General features: G+C 69.2%; 20 protein-coding genes and 1 pseudogene. 6 read left to right on the top strand and 15 right to left on the bottom strand.

Annotated elements, in window-relative coordinates:
• Positions 1-32: 32 nt before the first annotated feature.
• A complete protein-coding gene (locus AB0F91_RS03870; RefSeq protein WP_360594472.1) occupies positions 33-797 on the bottom strand; it encodes a GntR family transcriptional regulator in 765 nt (254 codons plus the stop codon).
• Between the two features lie 96 nt (positions 798-893).
• On the opposite strand from AB0F91_RS03870, the gene AB0F91_RS03865 reads away from it, so the two are divergent.
• Positions 894-1472 carry a helix-turn-helix transcriptional regulator gene (locus tag AB0F91_RS03865; protein WP_360594470.1) on the top strand — a complete coding sequence of 193 codons (579 nt, stop codon included), beginning with the start codon at positions 894-896 and terminating at the stop codon, positions 1470-1472.
• 3 nt (positions 1473-1475) lie between these two features.
• Here the strand turns inward: AB0F91_RS03865 and AB0F91_RS03860 are convergent, their stop codons facing one another.
• The gene (locus AB0F91_RS03860) at positions 1476-3647 is read right to left on the bottom strand and encodes a 3-hydroxyacyl-CoA dehydrogenase NAD-binding domain-containing protein (RefSeq protein ID WP_360595151.1); all 2172 of its coding nucleotides are present in this window, start codon (positions 3645-3647) and stop codon (positions 1476-1478) included.
• 23 nt (positions 3648-3670) lie between these two features.
• On the bottom strand, positions 3671-4882 hold the full coding sequence (locus AB0F91_RS03855; RefSeq protein WP_360594468.1) for an acetyl-CoA C-acetyltransferase: 1212 nt from the start codon (positions 4880-4882) through the stop codon (positions 3671-3673).
• A gap of 159 nt (positions 4883-5041) precedes the next feature.
• On the opposite strand from AB0F91_RS03855, the gene AB0F91_RS03850 reads away from it, so the two are divergent.
• A complete protein-coding gene (locus AB0F91_RS03850; RefSeq protein ID WP_360595149.1) occupies positions 5042-6214 on the top strand; it encodes a TetR/AcrR family transcriptional regulator in 1173 nt (390 codons plus the stop codon).
• Between the two features lie 60 nt (positions 6215-6274).
• On the opposite strand, the gene AB0F91_RS03845 is transcribed toward AB0F91_RS03850, so the two are convergent.
• Positions 6275-6796: an EF-hand domain-containing protein gene (locus tag AB0F91_RS03845; protein WP_360594467.1), complete on the bottom strand. Its 522-nt coding sequence runs from the start codon at positions 6794-6796 to the stop codon at positions 6275-6277.
• Between the two features lie 263 nt (positions 6797-7059).
• On the opposite strand from AB0F91_RS03845, the gene AB0F91_RS03840 reads away from it, so the two are divergent.
• The 3 genes from AB0F91_RS03840 (at position 7060) to AB0F91_RS03830 (ending at position 10454) form a co-directional block, all read left to right on the top strand.
• Positions 7060-8358 carry an acyl-CoA dehydrogenase family protein gene (locus AB0F91_RS03840; RefSeq protein WP_360595147.1) on the top strand — a complete coding sequence of 433 codons (1299 nt, stop codon included), beginning with the start codon at positions 7060-7062 and terminating at the stop codon, positions 8356-8358.
• Positions 8359-8370: 12 nt separating this feature from the next.
• Positions 8371-9573 carry an acyl-CoA dehydrogenase family protein gene (locus AB0F91_RS03835; RefSeq protein WP_360594465.1) on the top strand — a complete coding sequence of 401 codons (1203 nt, stop codon included), beginning with the start codon at positions 8371-8373 and terminating at the stop codon, positions 9571-9573.
• Positions 9574-10025: 452 nt separating this feature from the next.
• Positions 10026-10454 (top strand): hypothetical protein, encoded by a 429-nt coding sequence (locus tag AB0F91_RS03830; protein ID WP_360594464.1) that lies wholly within the window; start codon positions 10026-10028, stop codon positions 10452-10454.
• A gap of 50 nt (positions 10455-10504) precedes the next feature.
• Here AB0F91_RS03830 and AB0F91_RS03825 read toward each other — a convergent pair whose 3' ends face one another.
• From AB0F91_RS03825 to AB0F91_RS03815, 3 genes are all read right to left on the bottom strand, one after another.
• On the bottom strand, positions 10505-11557 hold the full coding sequence (locus AB0F91_RS03825) for an alpha/beta fold hydrolase (RefSeq protein WP_360594462.1): 1053 nt from the start codon (positions 11555-11557) through the stop codon (positions 10505-10507).
• 126 nt (positions 11558-11683) lie between these two features.
• On the bottom strand, positions 11684-12547 hold the full coding sequence (locus AB0F91_RS03820; RefSeq protein WP_360594460.1) for an SDR family oxidoreductase: 864 nt from the start codon (positions 12545-12547) through the stop codon (positions 11684-11686).
• Positions 12548-12643: 96 nt separating this feature from the next.
• Complete coding sequence (locus tag AB0F91_RS03815) at positions 12644-13153, bottom strand: GNAT family N-acetyltransferase (protein ID WP_360594459.1); 510 nt, start codon at positions 13151-13153, stop codon at positions 12644-12646.
• Positions 13154-13940: 787 nt separating this feature from the next.
• On the opposite strand from AB0F91_RS03815, the gene AB0F91_RS03810 reads away from it, so the two are divergent.
• A complete protein-coding gene (locus AB0F91_RS03810) occupies positions 13941-14669 on the top strand; it encodes a class I SAM-dependent methyltransferase (RefSeq protein ID WP_360594457.1) in 729 nt (242 codons plus the stop codon).
• A 4-nt stretch (positions 14670-14673) separates the two neighbouring features.
• On the opposite strand, the gene AB0F91_RS03805 is transcribed toward AB0F91_RS03810, so the two are convergent.
• The 8 genes and pseudogenes from AB0F91_RS03805 to AB0F91_RS03770 form a co-directional block, all read right to left on the bottom strand.
• On the bottom strand, positions 14674-15834 hold the full coding sequence (locus AB0F91_RS03805) for an acyl-CoA dehydrogenase family protein (RefSeq protein WP_360594456.1): 1161 nt from the start codon (positions 15832-15834) through the stop codon (positions 14674-14676).
• Positions 15831-17816, bottom strand: a complete 1986-nt coding sequence (locus tag AB0F91_RS03800) for an acetyl-CoA carboxylase biotin carboxylase subunit (RefSeq protein WP_360595146.1) — start codon at positions 17814-17816, stop codon at positions 15831-15833. Before AB0F91_RS03800 ends, AB0F91_RS03805 begins: the two co-directional genes overlap by 4 nt.
• 20 nt (positions 17817-17836) lie before the next feature.
• Complete coding sequence (locus tag AB0F91_RS03795; RefSeq protein WP_360594455.1) at positions 17837-19450, bottom strand: carboxyl transferase domain-containing protein; 1614 nt, start codon at positions 19448-19450, stop codon at positions 17837-17839.
• Positions 19451-19564: 114 nt separating this feature from the next.
• Positions 19565-19711, bottom strand: coding sequence for a ketopantoate reductase C-terminal domain-containing protein (locus AB0F91_RS03790; protein WP_360595144.1), 147 nt, complete (start codon positions 19709-19711; stop codon positions 19565-19567).
• Between the two features lie 71 nt (positions 19712-19782).
• A pseudogene (locus AB0F91_RS03785) lies at positions 19783-19995 on the bottom strand (ketopantoate reductase C-terminal domain-containing protein); the annotation flags it as partial.
• Between the two features lie 187 nt (positions 19996-20182).
• Positions 20183-20344, bottom strand: coding sequence for a VOC family protein (locus tag AB0F91_RS03780; RefSeq protein WP_360594453.1), 162 nt, complete (start codon positions 20342-20344; stop codon positions 20183-20185).
• A gap of 234 nt (positions 20345-20578) precedes the next feature.
• The gene (locus tag AB0F91_RS03775; protein ID WP_360594451.1) at positions 20579-21076 is read right to left on the bottom strand and encodes a hypothetical protein; all 498 of its coding nucleotides are present in this window, start codon (positions 21074-21076) and stop codon (positions 20579-20581) included.
• Positions 21077-21130: 54 nt separating this feature from the next.
• Positions 21131-21721, bottom strand: coding sequence for a TetR/AcrR family transcriptional regulator (locus AB0F91_RS03770; protein ID WP_360594449.1), 591 nt, complete (start codon positions 21719-21721; stop codon positions 21131-21133).
• Positions 21722-21832: the final 111 nt, after the last annotated feature.

Raw genomic sequence — 21832 nt, 5'->3', positions numbered from 1 at the left:
CCGGCATTTCTGCCGACACAGCAGCGAACGGACTAGTCGGCGGGCCATTCGTACGACAGCTCGTAGCGGTCCGCGGCCAGGACCATGTCGTTCATCTCGAGTGGCGTGCCGTCTGTGCCGTAGGCCACCCGGGTGACGGTGATGACGGGGACACCGTCGGCGAGCTGCAACAACGAGGTTTCGTCCGGCGAAGGCATCCGGGCGCCGACCTGCTCGATGAACGAGCCGAGCCGGTGCCCGCCATCCTCCAGCCGCGCGTAGGTGCCGCCAGGCCCGGTGTCGGGCTCTTCGATCACAGTGCCGCGGGTCAGCTCGCGAGGCAACCTCGACACCGCGAGCTGCACGACCAGATCGTCTGCACGCATCACGCGGTCCCGAACGGTCACCTCGGCGCCTTCGGAGACCGCAAGCCTCTTGGCGGCTCGGGCATCTGCGCGCTCGAACCTGACTTCGACCGAGGCGGAGGGAGTAAGACCGCGAGCCGTGGCATCGGCACGGAAGGCGCCGCGGTCGCTTTGCCGAGCGGCACGAGAAAGCCGAGTGGTCGCCACTCGTCGCTGCACCAGCGCAGGCGGCCGAACGAACACTCCGCGTCCGTGCTCGGACGTCACCAGACCTTCCGAACGCAGCATGGTCACCGCTTCTCGAACGGTTGGCCGCGACACACCGTAGGCGTCGACCAGTTCGCGCTCGCTGGGCAGCTGCTCACCCGGTGCGTATTCACCTGCCGCGATCTTGTCGCGAAGATCCCCGGCCACCTGCCGAAACGCAGGTATGCCACTTCTGCGATCCACCATGGCGCTATTCTTACACTCATCAACTTGTCTTGACCAGTTGCCCCACTGTATGTCACCGTGGGGCACTCGTCAGGTCAAGCCGCTGGATGGTGAACCATGGATTCGTTGACGGAACAGATCGAGGTTGCGCGGGCGCGGCTCGAGGAAGTCCGCTACTCCCGCGGCTGGACTTTCGCCAACATCCAGGAGATGACCGGCCTCCCCGGCCGTGTCACCGCCGCCCGGTGGTGGTTCCGCGCCCCGCATTCGAAGGGCCTGCACCGGCTCGCCGAGTACGCCCGCGAACTCGGCTGCGCCATCCGCCTGCTGATCGTGGAGGACGACCCCGCCGAACGTCCGCTTCCCTGGCGCGAACGCATGCCCCACACCGACTTCACGATCCCCGACCCCGACGCGGACGCCATGGCCGAACCCCGTCGCTTGCAAGAAAAACTGCGCCGCGCCCGGATGGCCGCCGGCCGCACTCGCACCGATCTCGCCGAGGCGCTCGGCACCAGCCCCATTCACCTCTGGTGCCTGGAGTACAGCCCGACCGTGCACGACCTGGCGCTGTGCGAATTCCTGATGTACGCCCGTTTCCTCGGCTACACCATCCGGTTGGACCTGGTTCCCGAGCACGAAAAAGGCTCTTCCCCGGACGAATCCGCGGAAGAGCCCCTCTCGGTCAGCGCCTAGAACTCATTCGTAGATCTCGCCCTTGGCCGCCTTCTCCACCAGCGATTCCGGCGGCAGGAAGTGGTCGCCGTACCGGGCCGCCAGCTCGCGGGCGCGGTCGACGAAGCCCTGCAGCCCACCGGCGTACTGGTTGATGTACTGGATCACGCCACCGGTCCACGCGGGGAAGCCGATACCGAAGATCGAGCCGATGTTCGCGTCCGCCACGGTGGCCAGAACGCCTTCGTCGAAGCACTTCACCGTTTCGAGCGCCTCGGCGAAGAGCATGCGCTCCTTGAGGTCTTCGAAGGGGACGTCGCCGGTGCCGGACTTGAAGGCGTCGCGCAAGCCGGGCCAGAGGCCGGTGCGCTTGCCGTTCTCGTCGTACTCGTAGAAGCCGGCGCCGCTGCTTCGGCCCTTGCGGTCGTATTCGTCGAGCATGCGGTCGATCACGGCCTCCGACGCGTGCGGCGTCCAGGTGCCGCCCGCGGCCTCGACCGCGTTCTTGGTCTCGAGGCGGATCTTGCGCGGCAGTGTGAGCGTGAGCTCGTCCATCAGCTGCAGCGGTGGGGCCGGGTAGCCGGCCTGCGAACCCGCCTGCTCGATCGACGCCGGCTCGACGCCCTCGCCCAGCGCGGCGACGGCCTCGTTGATGAACGTGCCGATCACGCGCGAGGTGAAGAAGCCGCGGCTGTCGTTGACGACGATCGGGGTCTTCTTGATCTGGAGGGTGTAGTCGAAGACCTTCGCGAGCGTCGCGGGCGAAGTCTTCTCACCGCAGATGATCTCGACCAGCGGCATCTTGTCCACGGGCGAGAAGAAGTGGATCCCGATGAAGTCCTCCTGCCGCTTCACGCCCTCGGCGAGGGTGGTGATCGGCAGGGTGGAAGTGTTGGAGCCCAGCACCGCGTCGGAGTTCACGACGCTCTCGATCTCGCCGAAGACCTTGTGCTTGAGCTCGACGCTCTCGAACACGGCCTCGATCACGAAGTCGACGCCGGCGAAGTCGGCCGCGTCGGCAGTCGGCTTGATCCGGGCCAGCAACTCGTCGGACTTCTCCTGCGTGGTCTTGCCGCGCGAGAGGGCCTTCTCCTCCAGCTTGACCGCGTAGCTCTTGCCCTTGTCGGCGGCTTCCTGCGAGACGTCCTTGAGCACGACGTCGATGCCGGCCTTGGCCGACACATAGGCGATCGCCGCGCCCATCATCCCGGCGCCGAGCACACCGACCTTGCGAGCGGTGTACTTCTCGAAACCGTCCGGACGCGAGCCGCCCGAGTTGATCGACTGCAGGTCGAAGAAGAACGCCTTGGTCATGTTCTTCGAGACCTGCCCGGTGGCCAGGCTGACGAAGTAGCGCGTCTCGACCTTGATCGCGGTGTCGAAGTCGACCTGCGCGCCCTCGATGGCCGCGGCCAGGATCGCGCGCGGCGCCGGCATCGGCGCACCCTTGAGCTGCTTGCGCAGGTTCGCCGGGAACGCGGGCAGGTTCGCCGCGAAGCTCGGGTTCGACGGGGTGCCGCCCGGGATCTTGTACCCCTTGACGTCCCACGGCTGCACGCCGCCCTCGGGGTTGGCCTTGATCCACGCCTTGGCGGCGGGCACCAGCTCCTCGACGGTGTCGACGACCTCGTGGACGAGCCCCAGCTCCAGCGCCTTGCGCGGCTTGTGGCGCGTGCCCTGCAGCAGCACGTTCAGCAGCGCGCTCTGAATGCCCAGCAGCCGCACGGTGCGCACAACGCCGCCGCCACCGGGCAGCAGGCCCAGCGTGACCTCCGGCAGGCCGATCTGGCTGCCCTTGGCGTCGGCCGCGATGCGGTGGTGCGTCGCCAGCGCGATTTCGAGGCCACCGCCCAAAGCGGCGCCGTTGATGGCCGCGACGACCGGTTTGCCGAGCTGCTCGATGCGTCGCATCTGGCTCTTCATCAGCGTGCTGGACGCGGTGAACGCCTCGGCCTGCTCCGGCGTGGCCTGAATCAGGTCGCGCAGGTCGCCACCGGCGAAGAACGTCTTCTTGGCCGACGTGATCACGACACCGGTGATGTCGTCCTTCTCCGCCTCCAGCCGGTCGACGATCACGCCGAGCGACTCGCGGAACGCGGAGTTCATGGTGTTGGCCGACTGGTTGGGGTCGTCCAGCGTCAGCGTGACGATGCCGTCCGCGTCCTGCTCCCAGCGGATGGTCTTGCTTTCAGCCAGTTTTTGGTCCGACACAGTGGTCCTCACACCCGCTCGATGATGGTCGCGACGCCCATGCCGCCGCCGATGCACAGGGTCACCAGGGCGCGGCGCGCCTGGCGGCGTTCCAGCTCGTCGACCACTGTGCCGACCAGCATCGCGCCGGTGGCGCCGAGCGGGTGGCCCATGGCGATCGCGCCACCGTTGACGTTGACCTTCTCCTCGGGCAGGTGCAGGTCCTTCATCCACTTGAGCACGACGGAGGCGAACGCCTCGTTGAGCTCCCACAGGTCGATGTCGTCCGGGGTCAGGCCCGCGGTCTTGAGCACCTTCTGCGTGGCCGGCGTGGGGCCGGTGAGCATGATCGTCGGCTCCGAGCCGATGGCGGCGGTGGCGACGATGCGCGCCTTCGGCGTGAGGCCGAAGGTCTTGCCGACCTCTTCGCTGCCGACGAGCACGATGGCCGCGCCGTCGACGATGCCGGAGGAGTTGCCGCCCGTGTGGACGTGGTCGATCTTTTCGACCTGGTGGTACTTCTGCAGCGCGACGGCGTCGAAGCCGCCCATGTCGCCGATCGTGGTGAACGCGGGCTTGAGCTTCGCCAGGCCCTCGACGGTGCTGCCGGGGCGGCGGTGTTCGTCGTGGTCGAGGATCGTGACGCCGTTGAGGTCCTTCACGGGCACCACGGACTTCGCGAAGTAGCCGCCGGACCAGGCCGCCTCGGCCTTCTCCTGCGAACGCACCGCGAACCGGTCGACGTCCTCGCGACTGAAGCCCTCCATCGTCGCGATCAGGTCGGCGCCGATGCCCTGCGGCACGATGTACTCGTCGTACGCCGTGGTCGGGTCCATGAACAGCGCGCCGCCGTCGGAACCCATCGGCACGCGCGACATGGACTCCACGCCGCCGGCGATGATCAGCTGGTCCCAGCCCGAGCGCACCTTCTGCGCCGCGATGTTGGTGGCTTCCAGGCCCGACGCGCAGAAGCGGTTGAGCTGCACGCCCGCGACCGTCTCCGGCAGGCCCGACACGAGGGCGGCGGTGCGCGCGATGTCGGCGCCCTGCTCACCCACCGGCGAGACCACGCCGAGCACGATGTCGTCGATCGCCTTCGGGTCGAGGTTCGGGTGGCGGACCTTGAGCTCTTCGATCAGCCCGACCACCAGGTCGAGCGGCTTGGTGCCGTGGAGGGCACCGCCCTTGTTCTTACCTCGAGGCGTGCGCATCGCCTCGTAGATGTAGGCCTCGCTACTCACTGAACACTCCTCCGCGCAGCGGCGTGGTTGGACACTTCGGTGTATCTCACGGCCGAGCATACCGAGCCATGGGTGCTAATGCCCATTAACATAAGCCTGGCGAACCCGATGGTGTCAATGGGTTGCCCGCGTTCCGATTCGCGCTATCGTCGGTTCACCATGAGGACTCCAGCCCGCGGGTCGCGCCCCCGCGACCGCAAGGCACAGCTCGCCGCGGTGGCCGCGGGGCTGTTCCGCGCGCGCGGCTTCCACGGCGTCGGCATCAACGACATCGCGGCCGCGGCGGGCGTCACCGGGCCGGCGCTGTACCGGCACTTCGCGGACAAGCAGGCGATCCTGGCGTACGTCGTGCTGGCGGGGATCGACGACATGGAGGCCGTGACCGCTTCGGCGTTGTCGGGCGCTTCCGACCAGCTGGAAGTGCTGCTCACAGGGCTGGCCACGCAGGCCGTCGAGCGGCGCGAGATCGCTGCTTTGTGGCGCTGGGAAGGCCCTCATCTGCCCCGCGACGAGCGGCGCGAGATCCGCCGCCGGTCAGGCGCGGTACTCGACGCGTGGACGAAGGCCCTGCTGGCCACGCGGCCCGACCTGTCCGTGGACGACGCCGAGTTCCTGTGCTGGGGAGCGCTCTCGGTGTTCGGCAGTGTGGCCGTGCACCACACGACGGTGGCCCGTCGCAGATTCGTTCCGCTGCTCGTCGAGCTGGCCACGGCTGTGTTGAACAGCACACTCCCGTCCGGCGGCTCCGCGGAGCCGGTCCGCGACGGCCTTGGCACGCCCTCACGTCGCGAACAGGTGCTGGCGGCGGCGACGGCGTTGTTCGGCGAACGCGGGTTCCACGCGGTGAGCATGGAGGACATCGGCGCCGCGGCCGGTATTGCCGGGCCCAGCGTGTACCGGCATTTTCCGAGCAAGGCGGCTTTGATGGTGGCCATCGGTCACCGCGCGGCGGACCGGTTGGCTCTCGCTGCCGAGCAGGCCCTGCGGGCGCCGGACGAACGCTCGGCCCTGCGCCGCCTGGCGGCTTCGTACGTCCACACATTGCTGCACACGCCCGAGCTGCTGGTCTCCTTCACGGCCGACCGCGTCACCATGCCGGACCGCGACAAGGCCGATCTACTGCGTGTGCAGCGGGATTATGTGGATCAGTGGGTGGCGTTGCTGGCGGCCATCGACCCCACCTCGCCGGCCCGTGAGGCGAAGATCCGAGTGCATGCGGCGTTGACGATCGCGAACGACCTGACGCGGACCCGTCGGGTTGGCGGGCGGGCGAATCTGGAGGCGGAGTTGACGGCTTTGCTGCATGCGGTGCTGGAGTGCGCGGTTCCGTGAGGCGGAGAAAACACGAGCACCGCGGCAGTGGATGCCGCGGTGCTCGCAAAATCTCCCCGCTCAGGGAACCAGGTAGTTCCCGGCGACATCAGGCTTGGTCGGGTGGTAGTACTCCACGATGCCGTCGCGCCAGACGCGAACGGCGATTCGGTCTGCACCGTCGGGTTGGAAATAATCGAACAATGCGTCGACGTTTGCCGGACTGAATCCGATGGCCAGCATCAAAGCGGTGAAAAGCGGACGTTCGATCAGCCCGTCGCCGTCGGGGTCGCCGAGTTCGGATAGGGCGTCGGCGAAGAACGCCACGGTGTCGTCGAACTTCTCGGGCGAGAGGACGCACGCGGAAAACTCGGCGTAGCTCACCTTGCCGTCACGATTGGTGTCCAGTTCACGTTCGACAGTGGTCCACCACTTGGCGAAGGAGGCCTTCAGGGCGGCCTTCGCCTCGGGGCTCGAGCCGTCCGCCACCTGCTCGACGCGGCTGGACATCGCGGCGAAATCGCTCTCCTCCAAATAGTCGTTGTGATCAACATCGAACAAGTCGAAAACGACCCTAACCCGATCTTCGGCAGTGGCGGCCATGACTCCCCACATCATTCCGGCGAAAATTCCACATCGAAGTGTGCCGAGCCCCGGGTGATCATGAAACCGTTTCCACACTAAAGAGTGCAATTGCCGTCACCCGGCGAATTCACCGGAGAAGCGCAGCAGTTCGGCCGTTCGAACCGGCGCCGGTGACGCACCGCCACACCCGACTGGCGATCTCCTCCGCCACCCGCTAACCTACTCACGAGTAGGTACCCCGAGGGAGAGGCCACATGGCTGCGGCGAGGAAACGAGACGCGATGGGCTTCGGCCTGGCCGCGCTCACCCGGCTGGCCGGGAGCGAAGTGATCGACAGGGCCGGGCTGCGCGGGCCCGTGCAGAACTTGGTCAAAGCGGGCACCCGCAACGGTTTCCGCGCGGCGGGAGCGGCCACGCGGTCGTTCAAGTCGGTGCGGCGGCTCGGCAAACCCGCGCGGCTGGCTCCCGCGCAGGACGACGTCGGGCTGTTCGACCTCACGCCGAGCGAAGACCAGCAGCTCATCGCGGAAACGGTGACCGAGTTCGCCGCCGAGCAGCTGCGGCCCGCCGCCGCGGACGCCGACGCCAAGCTCGCGGCGCCCGAAGGCCTGCTCACCCGCGCGGCTGAGCTGGGCATCAGCCTGGTCGGCATCCCGGAGGAGCTGGGCGGGGCAGGCACGGAGCGTTCGGTCGTCACCAACGCGCTCGTTGCCGAGGCCCTCGCGCACGGTGACATGGGGCTGGCCGTGGCGGTTCTGGCGCCGTCCGCGGTGAGCACGGCGCTCGTGTCCTGGGGCGACGAGCAGCAGCAGGCCGACTACGTGCCCGCGTTCGCCGGCGACCAGGTGCCCGCCGCGGCGCTGGCGCTGCTGGAGCGCACGCCGCTGTTCGACCCGTTCAAGCCCGCCACCAAGGCCAAGCGCACGCCGAAGGGCTACCAGCTCGACGGTGTGAAGTCGCTGGTCCCGCGCGCGGCGGAGGCGGAGCTGTTCCTCGTTTCGGCCGATCTCGAAGGCCGCGGCCCCGCGCTGTTCCTCGTGGAGTCTTCGTCGGCGGGCGTCACGGTGGAGGCGGAGCCGGCGATGGGCCTGCGCGGCGCCGCGACCGGCAAGCTGCACCTGGAGAAGGTCGCGCTGCCGGCGGGTGCGTTGCTCGGCGGTGGGAAGGCCGACGTGTTCACCGAGGTCGTGCGGCTCTCGCGGCTGGGCTGGGCGGCGCTCGCGGCCGGGACGGCGAAGGCCGTGCTCGACTACGTGGTGCCCTACGTGAACGAGCGCACCGCGTTCGGCGAGCCGATCAGCCACCGGCAGGCGGTGGCCTTCTCCGTCGCCGACATCGCCATCGAGCTGGAGGGCCTGCGCCTGGTCACACTGCGCGCGGCGGCGCGGGCCGAGCAGGGCAAGGACTACGCGCGGGAGGCCGCGCTGGCCCGCAAGCTGGCCGTGGACAAAGGCATGCGCATCGGCAATGCGGGCGTGCAGCTGCTGGGCGGGCACGGCTTCGTGAAGGAGCACCCCGTGGAGCGCTGGTACCGGGACTTGCGAGCGATCGGCGTGATGGAAGGCGCCGTCCTCCTCTAGAAAGGCTTTCCGATGATCAACCTCGAAGTTCCGAAGAAGGCCGGCACGCTGATCAACCAGGCGTACCAGGCCGCGGCCGAAGTGTTCCGGCCGATCTCGCGCAAGTACGACCGCGCCGAACACACCTACCCCGCCGAGCTCGACATGTTCGCCGCCCTGCTCGACGGCCTCAACTCCTCCGGCGAAGGCGGCGCCGGCGCGGCGGGCGTGCGCCGTTCCCGTGACTCGGCCGGTGACGGAAACCGCAACGGCGCCAACCTCAACGTCGTCCTCGGCACGATCGAGATGTGCTGGGGTGACGTGGGCCTGCTGCTGTCCATGCCGCGCCAGGGCCTGGGCAACGCGGCCATCAGCTCCGTCGCGACGGACGAGCAGCTCGCCCGGTTTTCCGGTCTGTGGGCGGCGATGGCCATCACCGAACCCGACTGCGGCTCCGACTCCGCCGCCATCACCACCACCGCCGTCCTCGACGGCGACGACTACGTGCTCAACGGCGAGAAGATCTTCGTGACCTCGGGCCAGCGCGCCGACGCCGTCGTGGTCTGGGCCACTTTGGACCGCTCGAAGGGCCGCTCCGCGATCAAGTCCTTTGTGGTCGAGAAGGGCACGCCGGGCTTCGAAGTCGTTCGCGTGGAACACAAACTGGGCATCCGTGCGTCCGACACGGCCGTGTTGCGCTTCGAGAACTGCCGCGTCCCCCGAGAGAACCTGCTGGGCACGCCGGACATCGACACCGCCAAGGGCTTCGCGGGCGTCATGCAGACCTTCGACAACACCCGGCCCTTGGTCGCGGCCATGGCGGTGGGTGTCGCCCGTGCCGCGTTGGAGGAGACGCGCCGAATCCTGTCCTCGGCGGGCGTCACGATCGACTACGACCGCCCTCCGCAGCACCCGGCCGCCGCCACCTGGCTCGAACTGGAGGCCGACTTCGAATCCGCGTACCTGCTGACGCTGGAATCGGCGTGGATGGCGGACAACCGCAAGCCCAACTCCCTGCAAGCCTCCATGGCAAAGGCCAAAGCCGGCCGGACGGTCGTGGACGTGACGCTGAAGTGCGTCGAGCTGGCAGGTGTCTATGGGTACACGGAGGAATCGCTGCTCGAGAAGTGGGCCCGCGACGCGAAGATCTTGGACATCTTCGAAGGGACGCAGCAGATCCAGCAGCTGATCGTGGCCCGACGCGTGCTGGGGAAGACCTCGGCGCAGCTGAAGTAGACCCAGCCCTGCTCCCGGCTTCAGCGTCACAAAGCCCAACCAAGGAAGCCACAGCTAACATCCGCCCCGACGCTGCTCCTGGAGCGCCCGAGACTCGCCGCGACCACGCTCGAAGACGCGCTCACCCGACGGGGCTTCCTCGCCGGCGGGATCGGCGTGGGTGCTGTGCTCGCTTTGCCCCCCTGTTCCGCGCAGCAGGCCGCCCCGGCCGCCGGCAAGACGCGCCGGGTGTCCACTGTGAACGGTCCCGCGGACGTTCCCGAGCGGGCGCCGAGGGTGTCCCCGCGGACGCGGGCGAGCACGTCGGCGTGGTCGCGCTTGACTGGAAGAGGCACACTGCGTGCTCAAGTGAGTTTTTCCCCAACCCACTACACAATGAGCGGCCAAGGTGCGGAATATCGGATTGATCTCCGAACGATCGTTTTCCGCACCCTTGCCTTAACCTTCCCCGCATGACGAACCCTGGGGTTTACGGCCCGCCGAAGGGCGTGGGCCAGGCGCGGATCTTCATGTGGATCCAGGCCGGCATCCTTGCGCTTGGCTCGATTCTGCTGCTGGTCCTCGCGGGCAGGCTGGCCGCCACGACGGCCGGCGACACCGGCGTCGCCGGGCTGCTGATCGTGAACCTCGTGATCGACGTTGTGATGATCGTGGTCCTCGTCGTGTGCGCGCTCACGCTGCCGTCGGGCAAGCAGTGGCCGTGGGTGGCGGCGATCGTGGTCGAGGCGATCGTCGTGATCAACGGCATCATCACGATCATCAACTCGGGCGTGGTCGGGGTGCTGCCCATCGTCTTGGCGGCGCTCGCGCTGCGAGGCCTGATGCACAAGGACGTCCGCGCGTGGATCGCTGCCCAGCGCGGTCCCGCGCCCGCGATCTGACTCGAATCCCGAAAGCGGGCCACCTGGGTGGCCCGCTTTCGTTGCCGGAACTACGCGTGGTCGTCGAGGAACTCGTCTAGGTACGTCCACGTCGTACCCCGCGCCTTGCGCCCGGTGAGCACACCCAGGTGACCGCCGGGTGCGGTGCGGAAGCGCACCTCCGGCGCGTTGTCCAGCAGCCGCACCACGCGTTCCACGGAAGGCTGCGGGGCGATGGTGTCGTTCTCGCCCGCGACGACGAGCACCGGGGCCTTCACGCCCGACAGGCTGATCTTGCGCCCGTTGAGGTCCACGGTGCCCTCGGCGAGGTCGTTGGTGCGGAAGAGCCGGTGGTAGAGCTGCCCGAACGTGCGGCCCGGATAGGCGTACATGTTGTCCATGAAGTGGTCCACGGCCTCGATCTGCGCGAGGTAGTCGCGGTCGTCGAGGTTCTTGAGGATCGCGATGGGCTTCGTGATCTCCTTGCTGATGCCCGTGGCGCGGAACACACGGCTGACCAAATAGGACGGTGCGCCGCCGAACGCGCGGTAGACCGGCGTGAGCAGGTGACCGCCGGTGAGGTCGACGAGCGGGCGGAACGGCGCGACGATCGGGATCGCCGTGAAGTCGACCGGCGACGCGATGGCGGTGACGGACTCGATCGGCAGCTCCGGCTGGTCGGCGTTCACCAGCAGCGAGAAGATCCCGCCCAGCGACCACGACACCAGGTGCACGCCCTCGCCGCCCGCGTCCTCGCTCACCTTGCGGATCGCGCGCGGCAGCACCTCGTCGATCCAGTGCTCGATGCCGAGGCGTCGGTCGGAGAACGCGACGTTGCCGTAGTCGACGAGGTAGACGTTGCGCCCGGCCTCCACGAGGTGCTCGATCAGGCTGCAGCCGCGGCGCAGGTCGAAGCAGAGCGCGGGTGCGGCCAGCGGCGGCACGAGCAGGATCGGCGGCCCCGACACGGGCGCGCCGCTGTGGGTCATCCGGTACAGCGAGCGGTTCGGGCCCTGGTCGATGAGCACCCGGGGCATGGGGCGCAGGTCGGCGACGCCACCGTGCAGCACCTTCCCCACGACGTTCGACGCCGCCGCGGCCAGCCGTGCCGTGGGTGAAACCATGCGTGCCTCCTGAGCTCGACGTCTCGGAGGCAATCTTGCCCGGGGCAGCGGGCGGCATCAACACCGCCACACTTGCGAGTACCCGGCAACCACGTCCATTTCGGACAGTGTCCGGTGACCGGGAACCTAGTTCCCCGCGTCGGCCGCCGGAGCGCTCTGAGCAGCACGGGACTCGTATTCCGCCCGCGCCGGGGAATGCGCGGCCGACGCCAGCAGCTGATCACCACCGAGCGCCCGCACGAACCATTCGCCGAACGCGCGCGGGAACAGCCGCGTGATCCGGCCCGTGAAATCCAGGGATTTCGGCACGAAAACATCGAACTTGGGGTATTTCAGGGCATCCGCGATCGCCGAGGCGACGTCTTCGGGCCCCACGGACTTGATGAATTTCGCCTCGCCGAGCCCGGACGCCAGCTCCGTGCGCACCACCGCCGGCATCACGCACGACACCGACACGCCCGTGCCGCGCAGCTCGAGGTGCACCGCCTCCGACAGCCCGACCACGGCGTGCTTGGTCGCGCAATAGGTGGCCGCGCCCGGGAACCCGGACTTCCCGGCCATCGAAGCGACGTTCACGATATGCCCGGTCCCCCGCGGCTTCATCCGCTTCACGGCTTCGCGCGTGCCGTGGATGACGGCGTGCAGGTTGATCTCCAGCATCCGCCGCGTCGCCGCGTCGTCCTCCTCGTCGAGCGGCGCCAGCGGCATGATGCCAGCGTTGTTGATCAGCACGTCGATGGGCCCGATCTGGCGCTCGACCTCGTCGAGGAATTCGGTGAACGCTTTCGTGTCGGTCACGTCCAGCGGCAACGCGACGGCCTCCGGCCCCAGCTCGCCGGCCGTCTTCTCCGCGCGGACGTGGTCGAGGTCGCCCAGCACCACCCGCGCGCCGAGCCGCCTGAGCGCGGTCGCCGTGGCGGCCCCGATGCCCTGTGCGCCTCCGGTGATGACGATGACCTTCCCGGACAGCGTTCGCGGCTGCTTGGCCATGGCGGGCTCCTCCTGCGTCGACGGAGACGGAACACTATTGGCGTCGTGTCAATATCGTGCCCCGGCGCGGCGCCGAGCGCCAGTCGACTGCCTCGATCAGGGGCGCTGTTCGAAGACCTGACCGATCCAGCCGCCGACGTCGAAGCGGACCGTCGGCGTGAAGCCCTGGCGCTCGTAGTAGCGCTGCAGCCCGCCGTCGCCACCGGCCCAGCAGTCGACCCGCACGAGGCCGATGCCGCGTTTCCGGGCCACCTCCAGCGAGTGCGCCAGCAGCCGCGCGCCCACGCGGTGGCCCGTGAACCGGCGTGACGTGATGAGCAGCCCGATGTACAGCTCCCGCTCCCCGGCCGGCGGCACGTGTTTCGGGCACCGCTCGCTGACGATCAGCGCGCCAGCGGGCTCACCGTCGACCTCGGCGACGCTGAGGCCCGGCTCCTTCGCCATGTCGGCCACGCGCGAGGCCCGGTGCGGAATACTGCTCCACGGCTGATCACCCCACTGACCGGAGTTGCCGCGCGCCACCAGCCACTCGACGGCCTCGTCGAAGAAGCGCAGCAACGTGTCGGCGTCGCCGGGCTCGCCCGGGCGGATCGTGAAAGTCCCCATCTTCGACGTTGTACCCCTAGGGCAGCGTCAGGACCACCTGCCCGGCCTCGCCGGGTCCGCCGCGCCGACGACGAAGCTCACCGCGGCGTCGCCGCCCCGCTTCATGCTCGGCGGCGCGAGCCGAGCCCTGGCCGCGGTCATCGGTTGAAGCCCAGCTCCGCGATCCGCGTCGCGAAGTCCGCCCCCAGCTCACGCGGCAGGCTGTGCCCCGTTCCGGGCACCACCACGCGCCCCGGGGATCGCCGCCGCCCTGGCGCGCCCGCCGCTGAGGTCGCACATTCGGTCGGCGTCGCCGTGGATGACCAGTGTGGGCACCTCCGGCCGTCGCAGCCGATCCGTGCGGTCGCCCGACGCCAGCACGGCGATGGCATGCCCGGCGCGGGGCAGCCCCTGTCGAACGTCCGCCCCGCTCGCTCCGCGACGGCAGCCTCGTCGAACTCGAACCCAGGCGACCCCGTGATCCGCGACGCTCGCACCTGCCACGCCACGACCGCCGCCCGCACACTCGGCCGCTGTCCCATCTCGGCCATCAAGCAGCCCGGCCGTGTCACCCGCGAGGTCCGAGAGCGTGTAGGCCGCCGTCGTGAAATCCCCCGCGAGAACGGCCGGGAAATCCGGCGCGGGCGCGTCGTCGAAATGCGTGGACCGGCCGGAATCGCGGTTGTCGAACCGGACCACGTGCAGGCCGCGGTCCACTCGCCCCGCCGACCGATGTCCGGCTTGCCAGGTGGGTTGTGGTGAAAGGGGATCAACGGGCAGGAAGGCGTCTTCTGCCATGATCGCTCGCATGACCCCGGACAACCGCACGCTGCAGGCCAACGACTACGACAGCTTCGCCGAGGCGTACGCGGCCCAGAACGAGGGCGGCATCCAGAACGCCTACTACGAGCAGCCCGCGATGCTCCAGCTCGCCGGTGACGTCGCCGGAAGACGGATCCTCGACGCCGGCTGCGGCGCCGGACCCCTGTCCGCGGCACTGCGCGATCGCGGCGCGATCATGTCCGGGTTCGACCTCAGCGCCGGCATGCTGAAGCTGGCCCGCCGCCGGCTCGGGCCCGAGGCCGACCTGCGCGTCGCCGATCTGGCCGAGCCGCTGCCCTACGCCGACAACGCGTTCGACGACGTCATCGCGTCCCTCGTGCTGCACTACCTGGAGGACTGGGGCCCGTCGCTCACGGAGCTGCGGCGCACCCTCAAACCCGGTGGCCGCCTGCTGGTCTCGGTCGACCACCCCTTCGCCATCCACGCCCTGCAGCGCAGGGAGGGGATCAAGACCAACTACTTCGGGACGTACAACTGGACCGAAGACTGGACGTTCGGCAGCCAGACGATCCCGATGTCCGTCTGGATCCGCCCCCTGCACGCGATGACCGCCGCCTTCACCGCGGCGGGCTTCGAGATCTCGGTGATCAGCGAACCCATGCCCGCGCCGGAGGCTCGCGAGCTGTGGCCCGAGGACTACCGCCTGCTCACGATCAGCCCGAGCTTCCTGTTCTTCGTGCTGACCGCGAGCTGACGCACTAGCCCGCAGCGACGCCGAGGTGACGGGCGATGAGCATCCGCTGCACCTCGCTCGTCCCCTCGCCGATCTCCAGGATCTTCGCGTCGCGGTAGAAACGGCTGACCGGGTATTCGTTCATGAAGCCGTAGCCGCCGTAGATCTGGGTGGCGTCGCGGGCGTTGTCCATGGCGGCGTTGGAGGCGACGAGCTTCGCGATGGACGCTTCCTTCTTGAAAGGTTCGCCGCGCAGCATCTTCGACGCTGCCTGGTAGTACGCGAGGCGCGCGGTGTGGGTGCGCACCTCCATGTCGGCGATCTTGAACTGGATCGCCTGGTACTCGCCGATGCGGTGGCCGAACGCGACGCGGTCCTTCGCGTACTTGAGGCACTCGTCGACGCAGCCCTGGGCCAGGCCCACGCTCACGGCGGCGATCGCGACGCGACCTTCGTCCAGAATGGACAGGAACTGCGCGTAGCCGCGGCCGCGGATGCCGACCAGGTTCTCCGCCGGCACGCGAACGTCCGTGAAGGACAGCTCGTGGGTGTCCGAGCAGTTCCAGCCGACTTTGGAGTACTTGGGCGCCACGCCGAAGCCCGGCGTGCCCGAGGGCACCAAGATCGCGGAGATCTCCTTGCGGCCGTTCTCCATCACGTCGGTGACCGCCGTGACGGTGACCAATCGCGTGATGTCGGTGCCGGAGTTGGTGATGAAGGCCTTGCTGCCGTTGATCACCCACTCGTCACCGTCGAGCTTGGCGCGGGTGCGCGTGGCGCCGGCGTCGGAGCCGCCACCCGGTTCGGTGAGGCCGAAGCCGCCGAGGGCCTCGCCGGAGCACAGCGCGGGCAGCCAGGTTTCCTTCTGCTCCTGGGTGCCGAAGCGGTAGATCGGCATCGCGCCGAGGGAAACGCCGGCCTCCAGCGTGATCGCGACCGACGAGTCGACCCGCGCCAGTTCCTCCAGCGCCAGGCACAGCGCGAAGTAGTCGCCGCCCATGCCGCCGAACTCCTCGGCGAAGGGGAGGCCGAACAGGCCCATCTCCCCCATCTTGGCGACGAGCTCGTACGGGAACTCTTCCTTCTCGTACATCGGCCCGATCACGGGCGCGACCTCGTTGTGCGCGAAGTCCTCGACCGTCTTGCGGAGCGCTTCGTATTCTTCGTCCAGCCGGAAGTCGATCATCGTTGCTCCTCGTTCGGGGTCACCACGGCCAGGGTTTCGTCCAACGCCACCTGCTGGCCCACGCGCGCCGAAAGCTCGCTCACCACGCCGTCGATCGGCGCGGTCACGGTGTGTTCCATCTTCATCGCTTCCACGACCAGCAACGGCGTGCCGGCCGCGACCACGTCGCCCTGGGCGACCTTGACCACGAGCACCGTGCCCGGCATCGGGCTCTTCACCGGCCCGGCGCCCGCTGCTTCACCGCGGGCGGCCAGGCGCACTTCCTGGTCCGCGAACGCGAACCCGAAGCCGTCGCGGGCGAGCCAGACCGTCCGTTGCGGACCATCGGCGCGACGGTAGCGCTCAATTCCGCTGTCCCGCCGGACTTCCAGCACGTCGCCGACACGGGTCGCGGCCGCCTCGACCGGCTCGTGGTCGTCGACCTGCACGCTCGCCTGGGAAACAGGCCCCGTCACGCGCACCACGGCCTGGATCTCGCCGGCGCGCAGGCGGAACGTGACGCCGCCCCCGCCACCGATGCGCCACCCGTTGGGCACGTCCCACGGATCCACCACGGAACCCCTGGGCTGCAACGAAAGCAACCGGTCGAGCGCCGCCGCCACGAAGAACCCTTCGGGCACTTCCGACGACACCAGCGAGGGCAGCCGCCGGTCCACCAGCTCCGTGTCGAGCCGGCCCGCACGCACGTCCTCGTCGGCGAGCAGGCTGCGCAGGAACGCGATGTTCGTGCCCAGGCCCAGCAACGCCGTGTCCGCCAGCGCGCGGTCGAGCTTGCGCAACGCGGCCGTGCGGTCAGGACCGTAGGCGATCACCTTGGCCAGCATCGGGTCGTAGTTCGACCCGACCACCGCGCCCTCGGTCATCCACGAGTCGACGCGCACGCCGTCGCCCGACGGCTCGTGCACGGCCAGCACCGTGCCGCCGGTCGGGATGAAACCGCGGGCGGGATCCTCCGCGTACACGCGGGCTTCGACGGCGTGGCCTTCGAGGCGCACGTCCTCCTGCTTCACCGTGAGCGCTTCACCGGCGGCCACGCGTACCTGCCACGCCACGAGGTCGAGCCCGGTCACCATCTCCGTGACGGGGTGCTCCACCTGCAGCCGCGTGTTCATCTCCATGAAGAAGAACTCGTCCGGGTCGTGCGCGGACATGATGAACTCGACCGTGCCCGCGCCGACGTAGCCCACCGACCGCGCGGCCTCGGCGGCTGCGGCGCCCATCTTCTGCCGCGTGGCCTCGTCGAGGAGAACCGACGGTGCCTCTTCGATGATCTTCTGGTGCCGCCGCTGCAGGCTGCACTCGCGTTCGCCTAGGTGCAGGACGTTGCCGTGCTTGTCCGCCAGCACCTGGATCTCGATGTGGCGCGGCGTGGTGACGAACCGCTCCACCAGCAGGGTGTCGTCGCCGAAGGAACCCCGGGCCTCGCGGCGCGCGGACTCGATCGCGGCAGCGAGCTCCGATTCCTCGTGCACGAGTCGCATGCCCTTGCCGCCACCACCGGCGGACGGCTTGAGCAGCACCGGGTAGCCCACCCCGGCCACGGCCTCGGCGAACCCGCCCTCGGGAATGTCCACATCGGACACGCCGGGGACGACGGGCACGCCGGCCGCGGACACCGTGGCCTTGGCCCGGATCTTGTCGCCCATCTGCTCGATCGCGGCGACGGGCGGGCCGATGAACACCAGCCCCGCCTCTTCACACGCTCGCGCGAACGCGGCGTTCTCGGCGAGGAAGCCGTAACCCGGGTGCACGGCCTGCGCGCCCGTCACCTGAGCCGCAGCGACGATGGCCGGGATCGACAAATAGCTTTTCGCCGCCTCGGCTGGGCCGAGGCGCACCGCGGTGTCGGCCTCGCGCACGTGCTTGGCGTCGGCGTCCGCGTCGCTGTACACCGCGACCGAGCGGATACCCAGCTCCCGCAGCGAGCGGATCACGCGGACCGCGATCTCACCGCGGTTGGCGACCAGGACCGTGGTGAACAAAGAACCGTCAGACACGCTCATCACATCCGGAAGACGCCATAGTTGACCTCGGGCAGGGGCGCGTTGGCCGCGGCCGACAGCGCGAGCCCGAGCACCGTGCGGGTGTCCGCCGGGTCGATCACGCCGTCGTCCCACAGCCGCGCAGTGGAGTAGTACGGGCTGCCCTGGTGCTCGTACTGGTCACGGATCGGCGCCTTGAACGCGTCCTCGTCCTCGGCCGACCACTCGTCGCCACGGGCCTCGATCGCGTCGCGGCGAACCGTCGAAAGCACCGACGCCGCCTGTTCGCCGCCCATCACGGAGATCCGCGCGTTGGGCCACATCCACAGGAACCGCGGCGAGTACGCCCGGCCGCACATCGAGTAGTTCCCGGCGCCGAACGAGCCGCCGATGATCACGGTGAACTTCGGCACCCGCGCACACGCGACGGCGGTGACCATCTTGGCGCCGTGCTTCGCGATGCCGCCGGCCTCATAGGCCTTGCCGACCATGAAGCCGGTGATGTTCTGCAGGAACACCAAGGGGATCGAACGGCGGTCGCACAACTCGATGAAGTGCGCGCCCTTCATGGCCGACTCCGCGAACAGCACGCCGTTGTTGGCGATGATGCCCACCGGGTGGCCGTGGATGTGCGCGAAGCCGGTGACGAGCGTCGAGCCGTACTCCTTCTTGAACTCGGAGAACCGGCTGCGGTCCACCACGCGCGCGATCACCTCGCGCACGTCGTACGGCGTGCGCGAATCCGTGGGCACCACACCGTAGAGCTCGCGCGGGTCCACCGCCGGCTCCTCGACGGGCAGCACGTCCCACGGCCGCGGCGTGCGCGGGCCGAGCGTGGAGACGATGTCGCGGACGATGCGCAGTGCGTGGGCGTCGTCGTCGGCGAGGTGGTCGGTGACACCGGACTGACGGGAGTGCACGTCGCCGCCGCCCAGCTCTTCGGCCGTGACGACCTCTCCCGTCGCGGCCTTCACCAGCGGCGGGCCGCCGAGGAAGATGGTGCCCTGGTTGCGAACGATGACCGCTTCGTCGCTCATGGCCGGCACGTACGCGCCACCCGCGGTGCACGAGCCGAGCACGGCCGCGATCTGCGGGATGCCGCGCGCGGACATCGTGGCCTGGTTGTAGAAGATGCGCCCGAAGTGCTCGCGGTCGGGGAACACGTCGTCCTGGCGCGGCAGGAACGCGCCGCCGGAATCGACCAGGTAGATGCACGGAAGGTTGTTGTGCAGCGCCACTTCCTGAGCGCGTAGGTGCTTCTTGACCGTCAGTGGGTAGTACGTGCCGCCCTTGACGGTGGCGTCGTTGGCCACGATCACGCACTCACGCCCGGAGACGCGCCCGACGCCCGTGATGATCCCGGCGCTCGGCGCGTCGTCGTCGTAGAGGCCGCTGGCCGCGAGCGGCGAGAGCTCCAGGAACGGCGAACCCGGGTCCAGCAAGGTGTCGACGCGGTCGCGCGGCAGCAGCTTGCCGCGTTCCACGTGCCGAGCACGGGACTTCTCGGGCCCGCCGAGGCGGGCGGTGTCCAGGCGCTTGCGCAGGTCCTCCACGAGTTCGCCGTGCGAGGTGACGCTGCGGGCGAACGCGTCGCTGCGCGGATCCGCGGAACTGCTCAGTACCGGCGTGTCCATGACTCCCCGTCGAGACGTTGGTGATCCAAGACGTTAGCGGTCGTTAACTCCCCATCGGATGTTAGCGACCGCTAACCGGAGTGTCCAGCCAGGGTCCGGGCGCTCACACCTGCGTCAGCCCGGCCCGTCGCTCGCGGCTGCGAGCAGCGGGACCAAGACTTCGCTGACGGGTGTCGGGATGCCGTGGTGGCGCCCGCGGCGCAGCACGACCCCGTTGCGGACGTCCCATTCCAGCGGCCGACCGGCTTCGCGATCGGCCAGGATCGACGTGCCCGTGTCCGCCGGGTAGGCATGGACCGCGTCGATGATTTCCCGGAGCCCTCGTCATCGAGGTCGGCGCCCTCGGCCCGCGCCACGGCGAGGCACTCCCGCAGGTAGGCGCGCCCGAGCTCGGCGATGTCGGCGCGCGCGAACATGCCGGCGCGCCGGCCGGTGATGGCCATCAGCCCCGCGAGCGCATTCTGCATGAGCTTGCGCCAGGCCAAGGAGCGGAAATCGGCTGCCGCCTCGACGGTGCACAAGCTCCCGGCCGGCGCTTCGGACACCGCGCGGCCCGGCTCGGTGTCCGGCACCGACCAGCGCGCCCGGGCGCGCAGCCACACGGACCCGTCGGCCCGGGTCTGTGCCGGGAACCGCACGACACCGGGCAGCACCCGGCCGAGGCGCGTGCGGGCCGCGACGAGGGTTTTCTGCTCGACCCCGTTCGTCCGCGTCACCGCGACCGGCCGGGCATCAGACGGTCTGCCACGGCTCGATGCGGTTGCCCTCCGGGTCGGTGACCCAGCCGAAGCGCCCTGCGCCTGCCATCTCCTGCGTCTCCTCGGCCACTTCGGCGCCCTTGTCGCGCAGCTGGGTGAGCATGGCGTCGAGGTCGCGGACGCGGAAGTTGACCATGGTCTGCTGCGACTTCGAGCCGAAGCAGACGGTGTCGGCCTCGAAGGGGGCGAACAGGGTGGGGCCGGGTTTGTTGCTCCCACACCCCGGTCCCGTCGGCGTGGAGGCAGTCGCGGTACCAGGCGCCCAGGGCCGCCGGGTCCGCGGCGCGGATGAGGTAGCCGCTGACGCCGAGCACGCGTTCCACGGGCGTGATCCTGCCGGCGCGGCGGGCGTTTGCCCGGAAGCCGGGACTCAATCGGTGACGGCGTCGGAGATCCAGTCGGCGACGGGGAGGTCGCGGTCGAGGCATTCGACCGACAGCCGGATCGTCCAGCGCAGCGCTTGGAGCACGAGGCTGTCGACCTCGTTGGGCGCGGCGCTGGCCAAGGCGATCTCCACCTGCTCGCGCGCGGCCGCGGTGTTGCCGTGCACCTCGGCGAGCAGCGTGCGCACGGCGGTGCGCACGGGCGGGTCGGCCTGGTCGATGGAGACCTCTTCACCGTCCTCGTCGAAGACCTGGACCTTCACCGGAGCTGTACCGCCGTCACCGAGCGTGGACACCATGGCGCTGCACTCGCCGAACAGCAGCAGCATGAGCTCCTTGGTCTCCTCCGAGCGCGCCTGCGGCTCGTCGGACGACGGGGTGACCTCCTCGAGCGCCTCGGCGTCCTCGCCGAGACTGATGGCGACGAGCGCGCGCTGCGCCTTCTCCACGAGCCGCTGCTCGTCCTCGTTCCGGTCCGGGGTCACGTGCCTATCAAACACCAGCACCGGCTTCCGTGGGGATACCCCGAATCCGGGTGATCAGCCCGCCGCGGAAAGTGCGCCCAGAGCGAGCCGGCAGAGCAGCTCGGACAGCTCCACGTCACCGAGATGGCGGTTGTACGGCGTCGAGTTGATCAAGCCGAACACGGCGTGTGCCGCCGAGCGGGCTTCGCGCTCTTCGAGGCCGGGGATCGCGTCGCGGATCGCGCGCACCCACACCTCGACGTACTGGCGCTGGAGCGCGCGCACCTGCTTGCGGTCACTGTCGGTGAGGTTCGCGAGGTTGCGCTCCTGCACGGTGATCAGCGCCGGGTGGTCGAGCGCGAAACCGACGTGGAAGCGCACCAGCGCTTCGAGGAGCTCGAGCGGCGTGCCGCCCGTCTCGGCGCGGGCGGTGCCGCCTTCGAGCAGGTAGTGGCTGATCGAGTTCAGCATCTCCCCGAGGATGGCGTCCTTGCTGCGGAAGTGGCGGTAGAGCGCCGGGCCCGAGATGCCGACGGCCGCGCCGATGTCGTCGATCCCGACACCGTGGAAGCCGTGGTGGGCGAACAGCTCGGCAGCAGCGGCCATGATCTGTTCACGCCTGTTCGCCTTCTCGCCGTTCACGAGTGGGGTGGGGTTCGCCGGCATCTGGCCATAGTAGGGCGGCCGGTTAGCGAGCGCTAACTTCCGGCCCTACTTACTGCTTGAGCCAAGTGAGTCACCTGCGAATTCCGGGGTGCCGTGTGGGGATTCCACCTG

Origin of the sequence: Amycolatopsis sp. NPDC023774, assembly GCF_040639695.1 — a bacterium.
In the GTDB taxonomy this organism is placed as follows: domain Bacteria; phylum Actinomycetota; class Actinomycetes; order Mycobacteriales; family Pseudonocardiaceae; genus Amycolatopsis.
This window is presented reverse-complemented; position numbering and strand designations above follow the sequence as displayed.